The following is a 15,261-nucleotide window of genomic DNA, read 5'->3' on the forward strand; positions in this document are numbered from 1 at the left end:
TGGCCCCGGCCGCTGACAGTCCGGAACCCCGCTGGTCGAGTTCGACCATGCGCTGGGTGCATGCGCGTGCGCGCTGCGCTGTTCTCGTGCGAGAACACAGGAAGACATCGCAATGCCGAAGAACAAGAAGCCCCGCGGAGGGCGTCCGTCCGCCAACTTCGAGCCCCGCTACGGAGCCAAGAAGACCTCCTTCCACGACCGTCATCACGCAGCTCCCGCCCGTGACGGTGCGCGCGACGAGCGCGGTGGACGGGCGGATGCCGGCGACCGCCGCTCCGCTTCCGCCGCGGGCGGCTATGACCGCCGCCCCGGCAGCCGGAGTGCCGGCCACCGTGGCTACCGCCCGGCCGAGGCGGAGTCGGGTGCGCCCAAGCAGCGCTGGAACGCGTCGGAGCGTGCCGGCCGCGATGAGGCCCGCGGCATCCGCAACCGTGCCGAGTCGGGTCGCCGCGAAGCCCCGCACCACCGCAACGACGAGCGCTCAGAGCGCCCCCGGTACAACGACCGCTCCGGCGCCGGTCGCTTCGACGACCGTCCCCGTCGCGACGACCGCGGCGGACAGCGCCCGACCGGTCCCGGTACCTACCGTGACGACCGTGGCGGAGACCGCCCCCGCTACGACCGCGACGAGCGTCCGCGCCGTGACGACCGCGGTGCCGGCAGTCAGCGACAGGGCTTCCGCGACAACGACCACCGCGACGGCGGACGTCCCCGGTTCAACGACCGTGGTGCCGAGCGCCCCCGGTTCAACGACCGCGGCAACGACCGTCCGCGGTTCGACCGCGACGAGCGCCCCCGGCGCGACGACCGTGCCGGTGACCGCACCCGCTCGAACGACCGCGGGACCGAGCGTTCGTACGATGCCGACCGCGCCCGTCGCGCCTTCGACCGCGACCGCACGCAGCGCTCCTTCGAGGGGGGACGCGAGCGTCCGTCGACCGGCGGTGCCTACCGCAGCGAGCGCCCGCGTCCGCTGACGTCGGACACGCGCGGTCGTCCGGCCCGCAACGACCGCCCGAGCCGCAACGACTGGAACGCCACCAGCCGCCCGGCATCGACCGGAGCCAAGTTCGAGCCGACCGACGACGTCGTGCACGAGCGCCTCGAGGCGAAGTCCGTCGCCGCCGTCGAGGTCGACGGTGTGAGCTTCGGTGACCTCGGTCTCGGCTCCAACATCGTCGAGACCCTCGTCGGCATGGGCGCGGCGACGCCGTTCCCGATCCAGGCCGCCAGCATCCCCGCCGTCCTCGGCGGACGCGATGTGCTCGCCCGCGGTCGCACCGGATCCGGCAAGACCATCGCGTTCGGTGCCCCGCTCGTCGAGCGCGTGCTGCAGTCGCAGGCCGGCAAGCGCCGGGAGTTCGGACGGTCACCGCGTGCGATCATCCTCGCTCCGACGCGCGAGCTCGCGCTGCAGATCGACCGCACCATCCAGCCGATCGCCCGCAGCGTGGGTCTGTTCACCACGCAGATCTACGGTGGTGTGCCGCAGGGCCGCCAGGTGGGCGCGCTCAAGAAGGGCGTCGACATCGTGATCGGCACCCCCGGCCGTGTCGAAGACCTCATCAACCAGGGCAAGCTCGACCTCTCTGACTGCCGCATCGCGGTGCTCGACGAGGCCGACCACATGTGCGAGCTCGGATTCGTCGAACCTGTGCAGCGGATCCTGCGTCACACCGCGGACGGCAGCCAGAAGCTCCTCTTCTCGGCGACGCTCGACCGTGAGGTCGCCGCGCTCGTCGACGAGTTCCTCGTCGACCCTGCCGTGTACGAGGTCGCGGGGGAAGACCAGGAGTCCAGCACGATCGAGCACCGCGTGCTCGTGATCGAGCACCGTGACAAGGCCGACATCCTCACCTCGCTCGTCGACCGCGAGGGCAAGACGCTGGTCTTCGCCCGCACCCGCGCCTACGCCGACATGCTCGCGGAGCAGTTCGACGATGCGGGCATTCCCGCCGTCTCGCTGCACGGCGACCTGAATCAGGCCAAGCGCACGCGCAACCTCGAGCGTCTGACCTCTGGTCGCGTGAACGTCCTCGTCGCCACGGACGTCGCCGCCCGCGGCATCCACGTCGACGACATCGACCTGGTCGTCCAGGCCGACGCTCCGGACGAGTACAAGACGTACCTGCACCGCTCCGGTCGTACCGGCCGTGCGGGTCGCTCGGGTCGCGTCGTCACGCTCATCACGCGTCAGCGTCAGCGTCGCATGACCGAGCTGCTCGACCGTGCCGAGATCGACGCGCCGTTCGAGAACGCGCGTCTGGACGACGACATCATCGAGGAGATCGCCGGCCGCATGCCGACCGCGGCCGCTCTCACGAGCTGACCTCCTCCGCACGAGGCCCCGTCCCGCTCCCGCGGGCCGGGGCCTCTGTCGTCCCCTCTCGAATCCCGTCCCGCCGTGCGGCCCGAGTGCGCGGCATCGCGCCGAGTGCACGGGATCCTCGCGCGAAGAAGCCGTGCGCTCGGCAGCATCCCGCGCGCTCGGCGGAACGGAGGCGGGGCGGGGGGCGGGGCTACGCGGGGAGTTCGTGCACGTGCACGGTGGAGGTCAGGTTCGTGCCGTTGAGGTCGAGGTAGATGACGCCCTCGGTCACGGTGAGGGTCATGGTGTTGCGCCGCTCGATCAGTGCGGCCGCGGTGTCGATGAACCCGGGGTCGAAGCTGTGGACGCGGATGTCCTCGCGGCGATGGATGCGCTTGTCGGCCCACGGTGCGATCACCTTGGCGGGGTCGCGGTGCGTGTAGACGACCGTGCGCGCGGCGAGGCGACTGCCGTAGTGCAGCCGTTCGGCGTCGGGCGCCCCGATCTCGACCCAGGTCGTGATCAGCCCGGTGAGGTCGCGCACCAGGACGGCCGGCTCCTCTGTCGAGGAGATGCTGCCGCCGAACGCGATGCCCTCACCGAACTCGAGGCCGTAGGCCAGCACACGGGTGAGCATGTACGCGTCGGTCTCGGAGGGATGCCGTGCCACGCGGAGGGAGTAGTCCTCGTAGACGCCGCGATCGGTGTCGGCAAGCTGCACCTCGAACGTGTGGACTGTCGAACCGATCGCCATGCTCCCGAGCCTACGCGGACGTGAGACCCGCGCCCGACCGCGGTGTCAGAACAGCATCGGCTGCGCGGGTGCGGCCGCCGCGCGCCCGCTGGGGGTGAAGACCACCGGCCCGGGGGACGATGCACCCGTCTGCACGTGCCCCTGTCCTGGTCGGAGTCCGCGCCGGGGTAGTCGTCTTCGTGGCGGCCGTCGAGACCGTGCATGCGGATGAGCGGGCGAGCCCGCTTCGAGAGCCACTGCCGATAGCCCTTCGGCGCCTCGGCCGAAGCGCCAGGATAGAGGCCCCGATACGAGGAGACGAGGTCAGGTCGATGAGCCTCGAGCCATTCGAAGAACCACGGCTTGACGCCGGGGCGCAGGTGCAGGGCGCCGTAGATGACGCTGCGGGCCCCTGCCTCCTTGATGCGCAGAAGGGCGCTGTCGATCGCGGCCAGAGAGTCGGTCATGTGGGGCATGATCGGCATCAGGAACACGGTCACGGGGAAGCCCGCGTCCGATAGGGCGCGCACCGTGTCGAGGCGGGCCTGGGTCGTCGGGGCTCCTGGTTCGATCGCCTTCTGCAGCTCGTCGTCGTACATCGCGATCGACATCTGCACGTCGACGGGCACCCGCTGTGCGGCTTTCACGAGCAGCGGGATGTCTCGGCGGATCAACGTGCCCTTGGTGAGGATCGACATCGGGGTCCCGGAGGCCGCCAGTGCCTCGATGATGCCGGGCATGAGCGTGTAGCGACCCTCGGCCCGCTGGTACGGGTCGGTGTTGGTTCCGAGGGCCACGGTCTCGTGCTGCCAGCTGCCTTTGCGCAGCTCGCGCTCGAGCACCTCGACGACGTTGACCTTGACCACGATCTGCGAGTCGAAGTCGGAGCCGCCGTCGAGGTCGAGGTACTCGTGCGTCCCTCGGGCGAAGCAGTAGACGCACGCGTGGCTGCATCCGCGGTAGGGGTTGATCGTCCACGCGAAGGGCATACGTGACGCGCCGGGGACGTGGTTCAAGGCGGACTTCGACAGCACCTCGTGGAACGTCATCCCCGCGAACTCGGGAGTGGTGAGCGATCGCAGCACGCTCGAGCGGTCTTCGAGTCCCGGCAGCGCCGCCGCGTCGGTCTCTCCGAGTTTCTGTCCCTGCCACCGCATTCCTCCATTCGAACAGAAGAACGATGATGACGCAAGCGACTCTCAGAGATATCTTCGAATGCGAAGATGGACCAATGCCCCTTTCGCCGCACGCACAGCATGCGGCTCCGCGCTCCCCGCTCCGTGGACCCGCCCTGCCGCTCGGTGTCGCTCTGACCGCGATCGGGATCCTGTTCTCCCTGGGCTCCGCTCCCATCGCCTCGTCGGACGCGGAGCCCATGCCGGAGCCGGTCGTGGTGATGCAGGTTCCGACCGTGCAGGTGGGGGCGACGACCGCAGCCGATCCCTGCGCCGACACCGCCGTGCAGCAGGCTCTCTCGAACGGTGACGATGCCGCGGCGATCGCGGGTTTCGGAGGTGGGGCGGCCTTCCGTGAGGCGGTGGTCGCCGGCAATGCTCCGTGCGTCTCGCTCAGCGATCCTGCACGCCTCTGGGTCGTGGTCAACAAGAGCCGCCCGCTGGACCCGCCGGAGTACGAACCCGCCGACCTCGACGCCGTTCCGCTGCAGATGACCACGCTGTCCGGTCGCGTGCGCTCCGACGTCGCGGCCGCCGTCGGGCGGATGGCCGATGCGGCGTCGGCCGCAGGCGTCGGGCGGCTCGGCGCGAACAACGGCTACCGCTCCTATGGGCTGCAGGTGACGACCTACGCCGCGCACGTCCGCTCGCAGGGGCAGCAGGATGCGGATGCCGGTTCCGCGCGGCCGGGGCACAGCGAGCACCAGACCGGGCTGGCCCTCGACGTCGTCGCCTGCGGGTCGGGCTGCGGCGGACTCGACGGTTTCGGCGGGACCGCGCAGAGCGACTGGGTCGCCGCACACGCGTGGGAGTACGGGTTCATCGTCCGCTACGAGCAGGTCGGCACGCCCGTCACGGGCTACGCGCCGGAGCCGTGGCACCTCCGCTACGTCGGCGTCGACCTCGCCACGGCCTATCACGACGGCGGATATCACACGCTCGAGGAGTTCTTCGGGCTCCCCGCCGCCCCCGATTACGCCCACTGAATCGGGCGCGGACCTCCTGGTTGCGGCATCCGACAACCGCGGTACCGAGTGTCACCGTTTATGGGATGCATTCTCACAACGTCCTGTCCCGGCCGCTTCCTGACACGTAGAATCACCGGAGCAACGATGCATGAGACGTTCAGGAGGACGGCATGGAACGCGACATCTACGAAGAGGATCACGAGGCTTTCCGCGACCTCGTCAAGGATTTCGTCAAGCGCCACGTGACGAACGAGGCGATCGAGAAGTGGGACGCCGCCGGTGAGATCGACCGGGCGACCATGCTGGCAGCCGGCGAGGCAGGTCTGATCGGACTGTCGGTCCCCGAGGAGTTCGGCGGGGCCGGGATGCTGCAGGACTACCGCTTCCGCACGATCGTCATGGAGGAGGTCATCGCCTCCGGCGCCGGTTCGCTCGCGGGTGCCTTCGGCATCCAGGACGACCTGGCCGTGCCCTACCTCGTGCACATGGGAACGCAGGAGCAGAAGGAGAAGTGGCTGCCCCGCATGGCCACGGGCGAGGTGCTCGGCGCGCTCGCGATGACCGACCCCGGTGCGGGCTCGGATCTGCGCGGCATCAAGACCAACGCCAAGAAGGTCGACGGCGGTTACATCCTCAACGGCGCGAAGACGTTCATCTCCTCCGGCACGACGGCCGACGTCGTTGTGACCTTCGTCAAGACCGGCGAGGGCAACCGTCCTGACGCATTCAGCCTGCTGCTCGTCGAGAAGGGCATGGAGGGCTTCGACCAGGGCAAGAAGCTCAGCAAGATGGGCTTCCACGGCTGGGACACGGCCGAGCTCAGCTTCACCGACGTGTTCATCCCCGACGAGAACCTGATCAGCGGCAAAGAGGGTCAGGGCTTCATCCAGCTGATGCTGAACCTGCCGCTCGAGCGTCTCTCCATCGGCGTCGCCGCTGCGGCCGCCGCGCAGGCCGCTCTCGACTGGACCGTCGCCTACACGAAGGACCGCGAGGCGTTCGGCGAGCGCATCGCCGACTTCCAGAACACCCGCTTCCGCCTCGCCGACATGTCGGCGACCACCGATGCGATGTGGGCGTACATCGACCGCGCGCTGCTCGCCTACAAGAACAGCACGCTCACCGCCGAGGACGCCGCGAAGGTGAAGTTCTGGGCGACCGAGCGCGAGTGGGAGGTGCTCGACATGGGTGTGCAGCTGCACGGCGGCTACGGCTACATCATGGAGTACCCGATCGCCCGCGCGTTCACCGACGCCCGAGTGCACCGCATCTACGGGGGCACGAACGAGATCATGCGCGACCTCGTCGGACGGCAGATCGCCGGCAAGCGCTGACGCGACCGCATCGAAGAGGCCCCGGATGTCGCATCGGGGCCTCTTCGCGTCTCCGCCGCGGTTCGGTGGCACCGGTGGTGCCACCGTTCGACCCCCGCGGTCGGCTCCGAGGTGCGCAAGACACGACCGGCCGTGCTGGTGAGCAACAACACGGCGAATGCGGTCGCAGCACGGCGATCGCAGGCGACCGTGACCGTCGTGCCCGTCACGTCGAACGTCCAGCGCGTGCTGCCATTCCAGGTGCTGCTCCCGGCTGCCGCAACCGGGATCGACCGTGACTCCAAGGCTCAGGCCGAGCAGGTGCGCACGATCTCGGTCGCGCGGATCGTCCGGCCGGTCGGATGGGTCCCGGCCGAACTGATGGCCGCGATCGACGAGGCGCTGCGACTGCATCTGTCGCTCTGAGGTGCCGTCACGCCGCCACTTGTATCGGACGTCGTGGCCTCCGCGCCGTCCGCGAGAGCATGAGGTTCGCGCCCTCGTGGGGAATAGCACCGTGAAACCCCTGTTCACACGACGATTCATCGACCCCGGCAGCGATCGTCGAGACTTTCGTGACTTGTCTCTTCAGGGGATACATGTCCTGCACGATGATCGATACATGTCGGATACGAGATGTCCGACCAGGGGAACGACGGAGTCCCCACACCCGCTCATCGAAGAGGCCGGAATGTCCACTCTCACCATGCCGCTGCTCGACCGCACGTCGACAGCACCGATCTGGTTCCAGATCATGCGCGCCATCGAGGCCGAGATCGCCCAGGGCACCTGGGCTCCCGGCGACCGGTTGCCGAGCGAGAGCGAGCTGCGCGCGCACTTCTCGGCGTCGCGCACCTCGATCCGCGACGCGCTGTCTCGTCTCGAGAGCGCCGGGATCATCTCGCGCCAACAGGGCAAGGGCGCCTTCGTCGAACGCGCACAGGGGCCTTCGGCGTGGACGCTCCCCTCCGCGCCCAGCCTTCTCGGCGAATACAGCGAAGACGGCCGCAGCGCCCTGAGCTCCGAGATCCTCCGCGCCGGCATCGAGCCGCTCCCGTCGTGGGCGGCCGCGGTCGTCGGACGCGAATCACCCGACGGCACGGGTTTCGTGCTGGAGCGCGTGCGCGCCGTCGGCTCCCGCACCGCCGTGCACGTCATCAACTACCTGCCGTCGCGCTTCGCCGGGGTGCTCCCCGACCTCCGCGATCCGCGGGCGAGCCTCTACGCCGCGATCCGGAACGTCGCGGGAGTCCGCATCGCCCGCATGCACCGCACGATCGAGGCGGTCGCCGCCGACCGCGTGCTCGCCGCGTTGCTCGAGGTCGAGCCCGGGCATCCGATCGTCGTCGTCGAAGCCGTCGCCTACGACCAGGCCGGCCAGCCCATCGACTTCTCGCGCGCGTCAGTGCGCACCGACCGCCTGCGCGTCAGCGTCGACACCGGGTTCGACGCCGCCGGCATCTCGACCGAGACCGCCTCCGGCCGCTACCCGACCGCGCTGCGCTGACCCGCCTTCCACTCACCGACTCTCTGGGAGCCCTGCACATGACCGACCACCGCATCCTCGTCATCGGCGACAGCTACATGAACGCCGAGATCTTCGTCCGCGCGTTCGCCCAGCGCGGGATCGCGGCCGACGCGGCCACGATGACGATCACGACGCCGACGTGGGACACCTCCTCGATCCGGGAGTACGAGGGCGACCCCGCGGAGGTCGCCCTGGTCGCTCGGGGTACGACGTCATCGCGTTCCATGCGGCGCCGGTGACCGCCGACGTGCTCGCCGCCCTGCCCGATCTGCGACTGGTCGGATGCGCCCGCGGCGGCCCGGTGAACGTCGACCTCGACGCCGCACATGAGCGCGGCGTGCGGGTCACGACCACGCCGGGCAAGAACGCCGACGCGGTCGCCGACCTGACCATCGGCTTCCTGATCTCCCTGATCCGCAACGTGCCCGCCTCCCTCCGAGACGTCGACGAGCGGGTCGCGGACGGTCGCCCGCTGGCCGAGTCGACCTTCGAAGGCGCGCGGTGGTTCGGCCGCGAGGTCAAGGGTCTCCGGCTCGGTCTCATCGGCTACGGCAACGTCGCCCGACTGGTCGCCGCTCGTGCGCGCGCGCTCGGAGCCATGATCACCGTCTACGACCCGTTCGTCGACCCGGCGTCCGTGCCCGACGCCACCATCGTCTCCGATCTCGACGCGCTGCTCGCCGCCAGCGACGTCGTCAGCGTCCACGCACGCGCGACCGCAGAGAACCGGCACATGATCGGTGCCGAGCAGATCGCGCGCATGCCGGAGGGAGCGTTCCTCATCAACACGGCGCGGGAATCGCTCGTCGACGAGCAGGCCCTCCTCGACGCGCTGCGCAGCGGCAGGCTCGCGGGGGTCGCACTCGACGTGAACGAGCCGGACGGACCGTGGCGCGAGCTGGTCGCCGAACCGAACCTCATCCTCACGCCCCACCTCGCCGGGGCGACCGAAGAGACCCTCGTCCGCGGTGCCGACATGCTCGCCGCCGAGGTCGAGAGCTTCCTGGCAGACGGGAGCCTCCGATGGGAGCGATGACCGAGGTCTTCCTCGCGATCGACGCCGGCACCGGATCGGCGCGCGCACTCGCCTTCGACATCGAAGGGCGGCTCGTGACCCAGGCCGCACGCGAGTGGACGCACGATGCGGTCGCCGGTCACCCCGGTGGCACGGTCTTCGACACCGAGGGCGGATGGCGTGCCATCGCGGCCGCCGTCGCCGAGGTGGTCGCGCGGCTCGGTGATCGACGGGTGGCAGCCGTCGCGGCGTCGAGCATGCGCGAGGGCTTCGTCCTGTACGACGCCGAAGGGCACGAGCTCTGGGCCTGCCCGAACACCGACGGACGAGCCCGCGCGGAAGCCGACGAACTGGTCGCCGAAGGGGTCGCCGACGAGGTGTACCGCACGGCGGGGGACTGGGTGTCGATCACGGCACCGGCCCGGTTGCGGTGGATCGCGCGTCATGAGCCCGGCCTCCTCGCACGCGCCCGCCATCTCGGGATGCTCAGCGACTGGGTCACGACGCGGCTCACGGGTGTCTTCGTCACGGAGCCGACCAGCGGGTCGAGCTCGGCGCTGTTCGACCTCAGGGCACGCGACTGGTCGGACGACCTGGCGAGGCTCGTGGGCGTCGACCGGAGCATCCTCCCCCGGTCGTCGAATGCGGAGAGGTCGTCGGGGCGGTCACGCCCGCTGCCGCCGCCGCGACCGGGCTGCCCGTCGGAACCCCGGTCGTCACCGGAGGAGCCGACACGCAGCTCGCCCTGCACGGCATCGCCGCGAGAGAAGGCGTGCCGACGATCGTGGCAGGCACCTTCTGGCAGACGACGGCCGTGACCTCGGAGCCGCTCATCGACCCGGAGCGGCGGCTGCGCACGCTGTGCCACGTCGACCGCGGCAGCTGGATGGTCGAGGGCATCGGGTTCCTGTCGGGACTCGCGATGCGCTGGTTCCGCGACGCGATGTGCCCGGATGCCGCCGCCCTGGGCCGTGCGACCGGGAGGTCGGCGTTCGCCGTGATGGAGGAGTGGGCGGCCGAGGTGCCCGTCGGCGCGAACGGCGTCGTCGCCACCATGGCGAACGTCATGCAGGCCGACGCGTGGCATCACGCCGCGCCGGCCTTCGTGGGCTTCGACATCAACGATGCCGCACGCTCTTCGCGGGGAGCATTCGTCCGCGCGATCGAGGAGTCGGCCGCCATCGTGGCGAGTGCGCACCTCGACATCCTCGCCGCGCTCACGGAGGGACGAGCGGTCTCCGAAGGGACAGTGACCTTCACCGGCGGTTCGAGTGCCGGCGCGCTCTGGCCGCGCGTGATCGCCGGCGTCACCGGCCTCGACACGCGCGTGACCCCGGCGCCGGAGGCGACCTCCTACGGCGCCGCCCGACTGGCGGCGCGCGGCGTGGGCGCCGCCCTGCCCCCGATGGGCGATCCCGACCGGGTCGAGCGCGTCGACCGGAACGAGCACGAGCAGTACCGGGCGGTGACCGAGCGCTGGCACCGCGTGTATCGCGACGTGCTCTCGATCTCCGGACCCGACCTGCCCCCGCTCTTCACGCCCCCGGCGCCGCTCGCGGCCCCACGACCATTCCCCCACCCGGCTCACGCCCGTCGGCCATGGCCGCTGACATACACCAGAAGGAAGAGAACATGGCAGATCTCGAAGGCAACATCTCCGCGAAGAAGTTCCGCGCCGACACCCCGGCCGTCCGCTTCTCGCAGAACATCCGGGGAGCCGCGAACCTCGATTGGGGCATGCAGAACCGCCTCTCGCGCATCCTCGACCCCCAGACCGGTCGGACCGTCATGCTGGCCTTCGACCACGGCTACTTCCAGGGGCCGACATCCGGCCTCGAGCGCATCGACCTGAACATCGCGCCGCTCGCCGAGTACGCCGACGCCCTCATGTGCACCCGTGGCGCGCTGCGCACCTCGGTGCCGCCGGCGACCAGGGCCGGCCTCGTCCTGCGGGCATCGGGCGGGCCCTCGATCCTCAAGGACCTCTCCGACGAGTACACGGCGATGGCGATGGAGGATGCCGTGCGCATCAACGCCGACGCCGTGGCCGTGCAGGTCTTCGTCGGGGGCGAGCACGAGAGCCGCAGCATCCGCAACCTCACGACCCTCGTCGACGAGGGGTACGCCGCCGGCGTCCCGGTGCTCGGGGTGACCGCGGTGGGCAAAGAGCTCGTGCGCGATGCCCGCTACCTCGGCCTCGCGACCCGCATGATCGCGGAGCTCGGCGCCCAGCTGGTCAAGACCTACTACTGCGACGAGGGCTTCGAAGACGTCGTCGCCGGCTGCCCGGTTCCGGTGATCATGGCCGGCGGCAAGAAGCTCCCCGAGCAGGAGGCACTCACCATGGCCTCCAACGCGGTGCGCGCGGGAGCCGCCGGTGTCGACATGGGGCGCAACATCTTCCAGAGCGCCGACCCCGCCGCCATGATGCGCGCCGTGCGTGCGGTCGTGCACGACGACGTCGACCCGGCTGACGCGTACGAACTGTTCCGCGACGCCACCGAGACGCGGGTGCTCGCATGAGTTCCGAGGTGCTGCGCGCGGCGGATGCCGAACTCCGGTTCGGCGACTGGGGTCCCGGCTACCTGGCGCAGGGTGAGGATGCCGCGTTCGGCGTCGTGGTGCTGCGCCCCGGCGACGAGTTCGCCAACCACCTCCACGAGCACCACACCGAGTCGTTCGTCGTCTTGGAAGGACGCGCCGAGATCTGGCTCGACCGCGACACGCGTCGCGTCGTCTCGGCCGGCGACGTGCTGCGCGCCGAACCGCACGAGGAGCACTTCGTGCGCAACCCGTTCGACGCGACGTTCCGCGCCGTCTTCGTCAAGACGCCCTGGGTCGACGGCGACAAGGTCGATCGACCATGGACGCCGGGCGCCCCCGCATAGACCGAACCACCACCCCACCCGAAGAACATCGAAAGGACAGCACCATGAGTGTGCAACGACGCTCCTCATCCCCCGCGCGCTTCGCGCGCCGCACCCTGCCCGTCATCGCCCTGGCATCCACGGTGGGTCTCGTGCTCGCCGGATGTGCCGGCGATGCCGGCGGCTCCTCCGGCGACGGCGGTGACAAGACCCTCAAGGTCCTCATCGCCGCCCCCCAGGAGGGCGCCGGCGAGATCCTCGAAGCCGACTTCGAAGCCGAGACCGGTGTCGAGATCGAGGTCGAGGTCGTGCCGTACGACCAGATCCAGACCAAGGCGATCCTGGATGCGCAGTCCGGCACCAACAACTACGACGTGATCCAGTACTGGTACACCTCGGTCGGCGCGCTCGCCGACGCGGGGGCGCTCGCCGACATCACCGACTGGGTGGAGTCCGACGAAGACATCGACTCGTCCGACTTCATCGAGGCGATCTTCGGCCCGTACACCCAGTACGAGGGAGCGACCTACGGGTTGCCGATCGACGGCGACACGCACGTCCTCTTCTACAACAAGGCGATCTTCGAGCGGAACGGCGTCGAGGTGCCGACCACGTGGGACGAGTACGTCGACGTGTCGAAGAAGATCACCGACGCCGAGAAGGCGGACGGCGTGTACGGCAACGCGCTCCTCGGCTCGAAGAGCGCGTTCAACATCGGCTCGACCTTCTTCAACCGGCTGGCCACGATGTCGCCCGATCCGATCGACCCGCAGATGCCGCAGCTCGACACGGAGTACGCGGTCGCGGCTGCGCAGTCGATGCTCGACGCCGCACCGTCGGCGCTGCCGAGTCCGCTGGAGATCGGCTTCGAGCAGGCGCTCCCGCAGTTCCTCTCCGGCTCCGTCGGCATGATCGAGTTCTGGACGGACCTCGGCGTCTTCGCCCAGGACCCCGCGCAGTCGAAGATCGTCGACGGCTGGGGTGTGGCCCCACTCCCGGTGGGTCCTGAGGGCAAGGTCTCCGGAGCGCTGAACGCCGGATGGGCGATGGGCATCAGCCCCAACGCGAGCGACGAGGACCTCGCGAAGCAGTTCGTGGCGTTCGCCTCCTCGAAGGAGACCAACGAGAAGCTCATCACCACGACCGGTTCCGGCGTCGATCCGACCCGCACCTCGACGCTCGAGAGCCCGGAGTACATCGAGTTCGCCCCCGAGGTGTCGGCCGTCGCCGCCCAGGTGCTGCCGAATGCGCAGTCCTGGCCGACCTCGCCGCAGGCGCCGGAGATGATCCAGTCGCTGAGCGACAACCTCGCGCTCATGCTGCAGGGCAGCCTCAGCGCCGAACAGGCGATGCAGCAGACCTGGGACTCCTGGCAGTCCCTGGCCGGCTGACCCGCGTCGAACCCGAAAGGACCGCTCATGTCGCAGCACGTCGCCACCCGGCGCGTCGCCCGACGCGCGTCGTGGACAGGCCGAGCCCTGCTCGCGCCCGCCGTCATCGCGATCGTCATCATCGCGATCTATCCGCTCGCGTACATCATCGCCGCCTCCTTCTCGGAGTCGTCGCTGGGGCGGCCCTTCTCCGAATGGGTCGGGTTCGACAACTTCGCGGCCATGCTGGGGGACGGGATCACCCTCCCGTCCCTCGGCAGGTCGCTCCTGTTCGCCATCCCGTCGGCACTCATCGCGCTGGTCGCCGGGCTCGCCGTCGCCCTCTCGCTCGATGCGGCGGTCAAGGGCGGGCGCATCATCCGGGTGCTGCTCCTGCTGCCGCTGATGACCCCGCCGGTCATGGCGGGCGTCATCTGGAAGCTCATGCTGGCCCCGACCGGGGGTCTGCTCAACAACATCGGTCAGTCGTTCGCGCCGGGATCCGAGCCGTTCCTCTTCCTCGGATCGAGTCCTGCCGCGATGATCTCGGTCATCGTGGTGGACGCGTGGCAGTGGACCCCGTTCTGCGTCCTGCTCGTGTTCGCGGCGCTGCAGACGCTCCCGACCGAGGTGTACGAGGCCTCGCAGGTCGACGGCGCCGGTGTCTGGCAGACGTTCTGGCGGATCACGTTCCCGCTGGTGATGCCGAGCCTGATCACGGTGCTGCTGCTGAAGCTCGTCGTCTCGTTCAAGGTGTTCGACCTCGTCTTCATCATGACCAGCGGAGGACCGGGCTTCGACACCACGGTCAGCAGCTACGAGATCTACCGCACCGGCCTGCAGACCTTCGACGTGGGGGCCGCGGCCGCGCAGACTATCGCCTTCCTCGTGCTGGTCACCATCGTCATCCTGCCGCTCAACGCCGTGCGGCAACGTCTGCACAAGGAGGGCTGATCATGTCGCTCACGCTCCGCGCATCCGATCATCGCACCGAGGAGAGGGCGACCGAGACCCTCGTCGTGCCTGCCGCGCGTCGTCGGCGCCGCTCCAAGGTCCGCACGTCCAGCACCTCGCGCCCTGGGCGTCCGTCCGCGGTCGTGACCGCCGTGAAATGGGTCGTGATCGTCGTCGCGATCACGCTCGCCCTGCTGCCCGTGCTGTACATGGTCGGGATGTCGTTCAAGAGCCCCGACGACATCCTGTCGACGAGGATCCTCCCCTCGCGTCTCGCCTTCGAGAACTGGGTGGCCGCGTTCGACAACTGGCCGATCCTCACCTATCTCCGCAACTCGTTCGGAGCCGCCATCGTGGCCGTGCTCGTCGCGCTGCTGGTGTCGATCCCCGCAAACTACGCCATGGCTCGACTCCGTGCCGGCGGCAAGCAGATCCTCGGGTTGATCGTCTCGGCCTATGTCGCGCCGCCGGTCGTGGCGATCATCCCGCTGTTCGTGCTGGTCAGATCGGCGGGTCTCATGGACTCGGTGATGGGGCTCGGGATCGTCGAGGGACTGCTGCTCACTCCGGTGGCCGTCTGGCTGCTGGACGGCTTCTTCCGCGCGATCCCGTTCGAGGTCGATGAGGCGGCTCAGATCGACGGATGCGGACCGCTGCGCACGCTCTGGTCGGTGATCCTGCCGCTCACAGCGCCCGGCATCGTCGCCGTCTCGATCATCGTCTTCATCCTCGCGTACAACGACTTCCTGATCCCGTTGCTGCTGACGCAGAGCATCGACTCGCAGACGCTCCCGGTGGGCATCGCCCTCATGCAGGGCGGTCGCGAGGTCATGTTCGGGCAGATGGCCGCCGCAAGCCTCTCGGGACTGATCCCGATCTACCTGCTGGCGCTCTTCCTCCAGAGGTGGTTGGTGGGTGGGCTGACGCAGGGGAGCGTGAAGTAGGGGTCGCCGAGAGCGCGCGGAGGTCTCATCTACCCGTTCGGGAGCGGTGGATATATTCGAATCTCGACGCTTTGTGGAGGATGGGT

Annotated in this window: 13 protein-coding genes and 2 pseudogenes; 13 read left to right on the plus strand and 2 right to left on the minus strand. The window is 69.5% G+C overall.

The annotated features are described in order from the left end of the window. The first annotated feature begins 112 nt into the window (after positions 1–112). Complete coding sequence (locus tag K1X59_RS02840; protein ID WP_220173907.1) at positions 113–2,329, plus strand: DEAD/DEAH box helicase; 2,217 nt, start codon at positions 113–115, stop codon at positions 2,327–2,329. Positions 2,330–2,519: 190 nt separating this feature from the next. Here K1X59_RS02840 and K1X59_RS02845 read toward each other — a convergent pair whose 3' ends face one another. Then, positions 2,520–3,062, minus strand: coding sequence for a YaeQ family protein (locus K1X59_RS02845; RefSeq protein WP_183152740.1), 543 nt, complete (start codon positions 3,060–3,062; stop codon positions 2,520–2,522). 251 nt (positions 3,063–3,313) lie between these two features. After that, a pseudogene (locus K1X59_RS02850) lies at positions 3,314–4,198 on the minus strand (Rv2578c family radical SAM protein); the annotation flags it as partial. Positions 4,199–4,272: 74 nt separating this feature from the next. Here K1X59_RS02850 and K1X59_RS02855 point away from each other — a divergent pair. The 12 genes and pseudogenes from K1X59_RS02855 (at position 4,273) to K1X59_RS02910 (ending at position 15,175) form a co-directional block, all read left to right on the plus strand. Beyond that, entirely contained in the window at positions 4,273–5,202 is a 930-nt protein-coding gene (locus K1X59_RS02855) for a M15 family metallopeptidase (RefSeq protein WP_183151790.1), read from the plus strand. Positions 5,203–5,354: 152 nt separating this feature from the next. Beyond that, positions 5,355–6,518, plus strand: coding sequence for an acyl-CoA dehydrogenase family protein (locus tag K1X59_RS02860; RefSeq protein WP_183151791.1), 1,164 nt, complete (start codon positions 5,355–5,357; stop codon positions 6,516–6,518). Between the two features lie 9 nt (positions 6,519–6,527). Next, entirely contained in the window at positions 6,528–6,923 is a 396-nt protein-coding gene (locus tag K1X59_RS02865) for a type II toxin-antitoxin system PemK/MazF family toxin (RefSeq protein ID WP_220174184.1), read from the plus strand. Positions 6,924–7,188: 265 nt separating this feature from the next. Continuing rightward, on the plus strand, positions 7,189–8,004 hold the full coding sequence (locus K1X59_RS02870) for a GntR family transcriptional regulator (protein WP_220173908.1): 816 nt from the start codon (positions 7,189–7,191) through the stop codon (positions 8,002–8,004). Between the two features lie 38 nt (positions 8,005–8,042). Next, positions 8,043–8,264, plus strand: a complete 222-nt coding sequence (locus K1X59_RS02875; RefSeq protein WP_220173909.1) for a hypothetical protein — start codon at positions 8,043–8,045, stop codon at positions 8,262–8,264. Next, entirely contained in the window at positions 8,261–9,061 is an 801-nt protein-coding gene (locus K1X59_RS02880) for an NAD(P)-dependent oxidoreductase (RefSeq protein WP_220173910.1), read from the plus strand. The genes K1X59_RS02875 and K1X59_RS02880 overlap by 4 nt, the downstream gene beginning before the upstream one ends. Further along, positions 9,058–10,361, plus strand: a pseudogene (locus K1X59_RS22685) (FGGY family carbohydrate kinase); the annotation flags it as partial. The gene K1X59_RS02880 and the pseudogene K1X59_RS22685, both read left to right, overlap by 4 nt. A gap of 311 nt (positions 10,362–10,672) precedes the next feature. Next, complete coding sequence (gene lsrF / locus K1X59_RS02890; RefSeq protein ID WP_220173912.1) at positions 10,673–11,563, plus strand: 3-hydroxy-5-phosphonooxypentane-2,4-dione thiolase; 891 nt, start codon at positions 10,673–10,675, stop codon at positions 11,561–11,563. Continuing rightward, positions 11,560–11,928 carry a cupin domain-containing protein gene (locus tag K1X59_RS02895; protein ID WP_183151796.1) on the plus strand — a complete coding sequence of 123 codons (369 nt, stop codon included), beginning with the start codon at positions 11,560–11,562 and terminating at the stop codon, positions 11,926–11,928. Before lsrF ends, K1X59_RS02895 begins: the two co-directional genes overlap by 4 nt. A 44-nt stretch (positions 11,929–11,972) precedes the next feature. Beyond that, complete coding sequence (locus K1X59_RS02900) at positions 11,973–13,298, plus strand: ABC transporter substrate-binding protein (protein WP_183151797.1); 1,326 nt, start codon at positions 11,973–11,975, stop codon at positions 13,296–13,298. A gap of 27 nt (positions 13,299–13,325) precedes the next feature. After that, positions 13,326–14,231 (plus strand): carbohydrate ABC transporter permease, encoded by a 906-nt coding sequence (locus K1X59_RS02905; RefSeq protein WP_183151798.1) that lies wholly within the window; start codon positions 13,326–13,328, stop codon positions 14,229–14,231. 2 nt (positions 14,232–14,233) lie between these two features. After that, the gene (locus K1X59_RS02910) at positions 14,234–15,175 is read left to right on the plus strand and encodes a carbohydrate ABC transporter permease (RefSeq protein WP_183151799.1); all 942 of its coding nucleotides are present in this window, start codon (positions 14,234–14,236) and stop codon (positions 15,173–15,175) included. The last annotated feature ends 86 nt before the right edge of the window (positions 15,176–15,261 follow it).

Origin of the sequence: Microbacterium sp. Se5.02b (assembly GCF_019464375.1) — a bacterium.
GTDB lineage: Bacteria > Actinomycetota > Actinomycetes > Actinomycetales > Microbacteriaceae > Microbacterium.

Excerpts from the sequence above, each read along its gene's own strand:
- K1X59_RS02840 (WP_220173907.1), top strand. The coding sequence starts at position 113 with ATGCCGAAGAACAAGAAGCCCCGCGGAGGGCGTCCGTCCGCCAACTTC.
- K1X59_RS02845 (WP_183152740.1), bottom strand. The coding sequence starts at position 3,062 with ATGGCGATCGGTTCGACAGTCCACACGTTCGAGGTGCAGCTTGCCGAC.
- K1X59_RS02855 (WP_183151790.1), top strand. The coding sequence starts at position 4,273 with ATGCCCCTTTCGCCGCACGCACAGCATGCGGCTCCGCGCTCCCCGCTC.
- K1X59_RS02860 (WP_183151791.1), top strand. The coding sequence starts at position 5,355 with ATGGAACGCGACATCTACGAAGAGGATCACGAGGCTTTCCGCGACCTC.
- K1X59_RS02870 (WP_220173908.1), top strand. The coding sequence starts at position 7,189 with ATGTCCACTCTCACCATGCCGCTGCTCGACCGCACGTCGACAGCACCG.
- K1X59_RS02875 (WP_220173909.1), top strand. The coding sequence starts at position 8,043 with ATGACCGACCACCGCATCCTCGTCATCGGCGACAGCTACATGAACGCC.
- lsrF (WP_220173912.1), top strand. The coding sequence starts at position 10,673 with ATGGCAGATCTCGAAGGCAACATCTCCGCGAAGAAGTTCCGCGCCGAC.
- K1X59_RS02895 (WP_183151796.1), top strand. The coding sequence starts at position 11,560 with ATGAGTTCCGAGGTGCTGCGCGCGGCGGATGCCGAACTCCGGTTCGGC.
- K1X59_RS02900 (WP_183151797.1), top strand. The coding sequence starts at position 11,973 with ATGAGTGTGCAACGACGCTCCTCATCCCCCGCGCGCTTCGCGCGCCGC.
- K1X59_RS02905 (WP_183151798.1), top strand. The coding sequence starts at position 13,326 with ATGTCGCAGCACGTCGCCACCCGGCGCGTCGCCCGACGCGCGTCGTGG.
- K1X59_RS02910 (WP_183151799.1), top strand. The coding sequence starts at position 14,234 with ATGTCGCTCACGCTCCGCGCATCCGATCATCGCACCGAGGAGAGGGCG.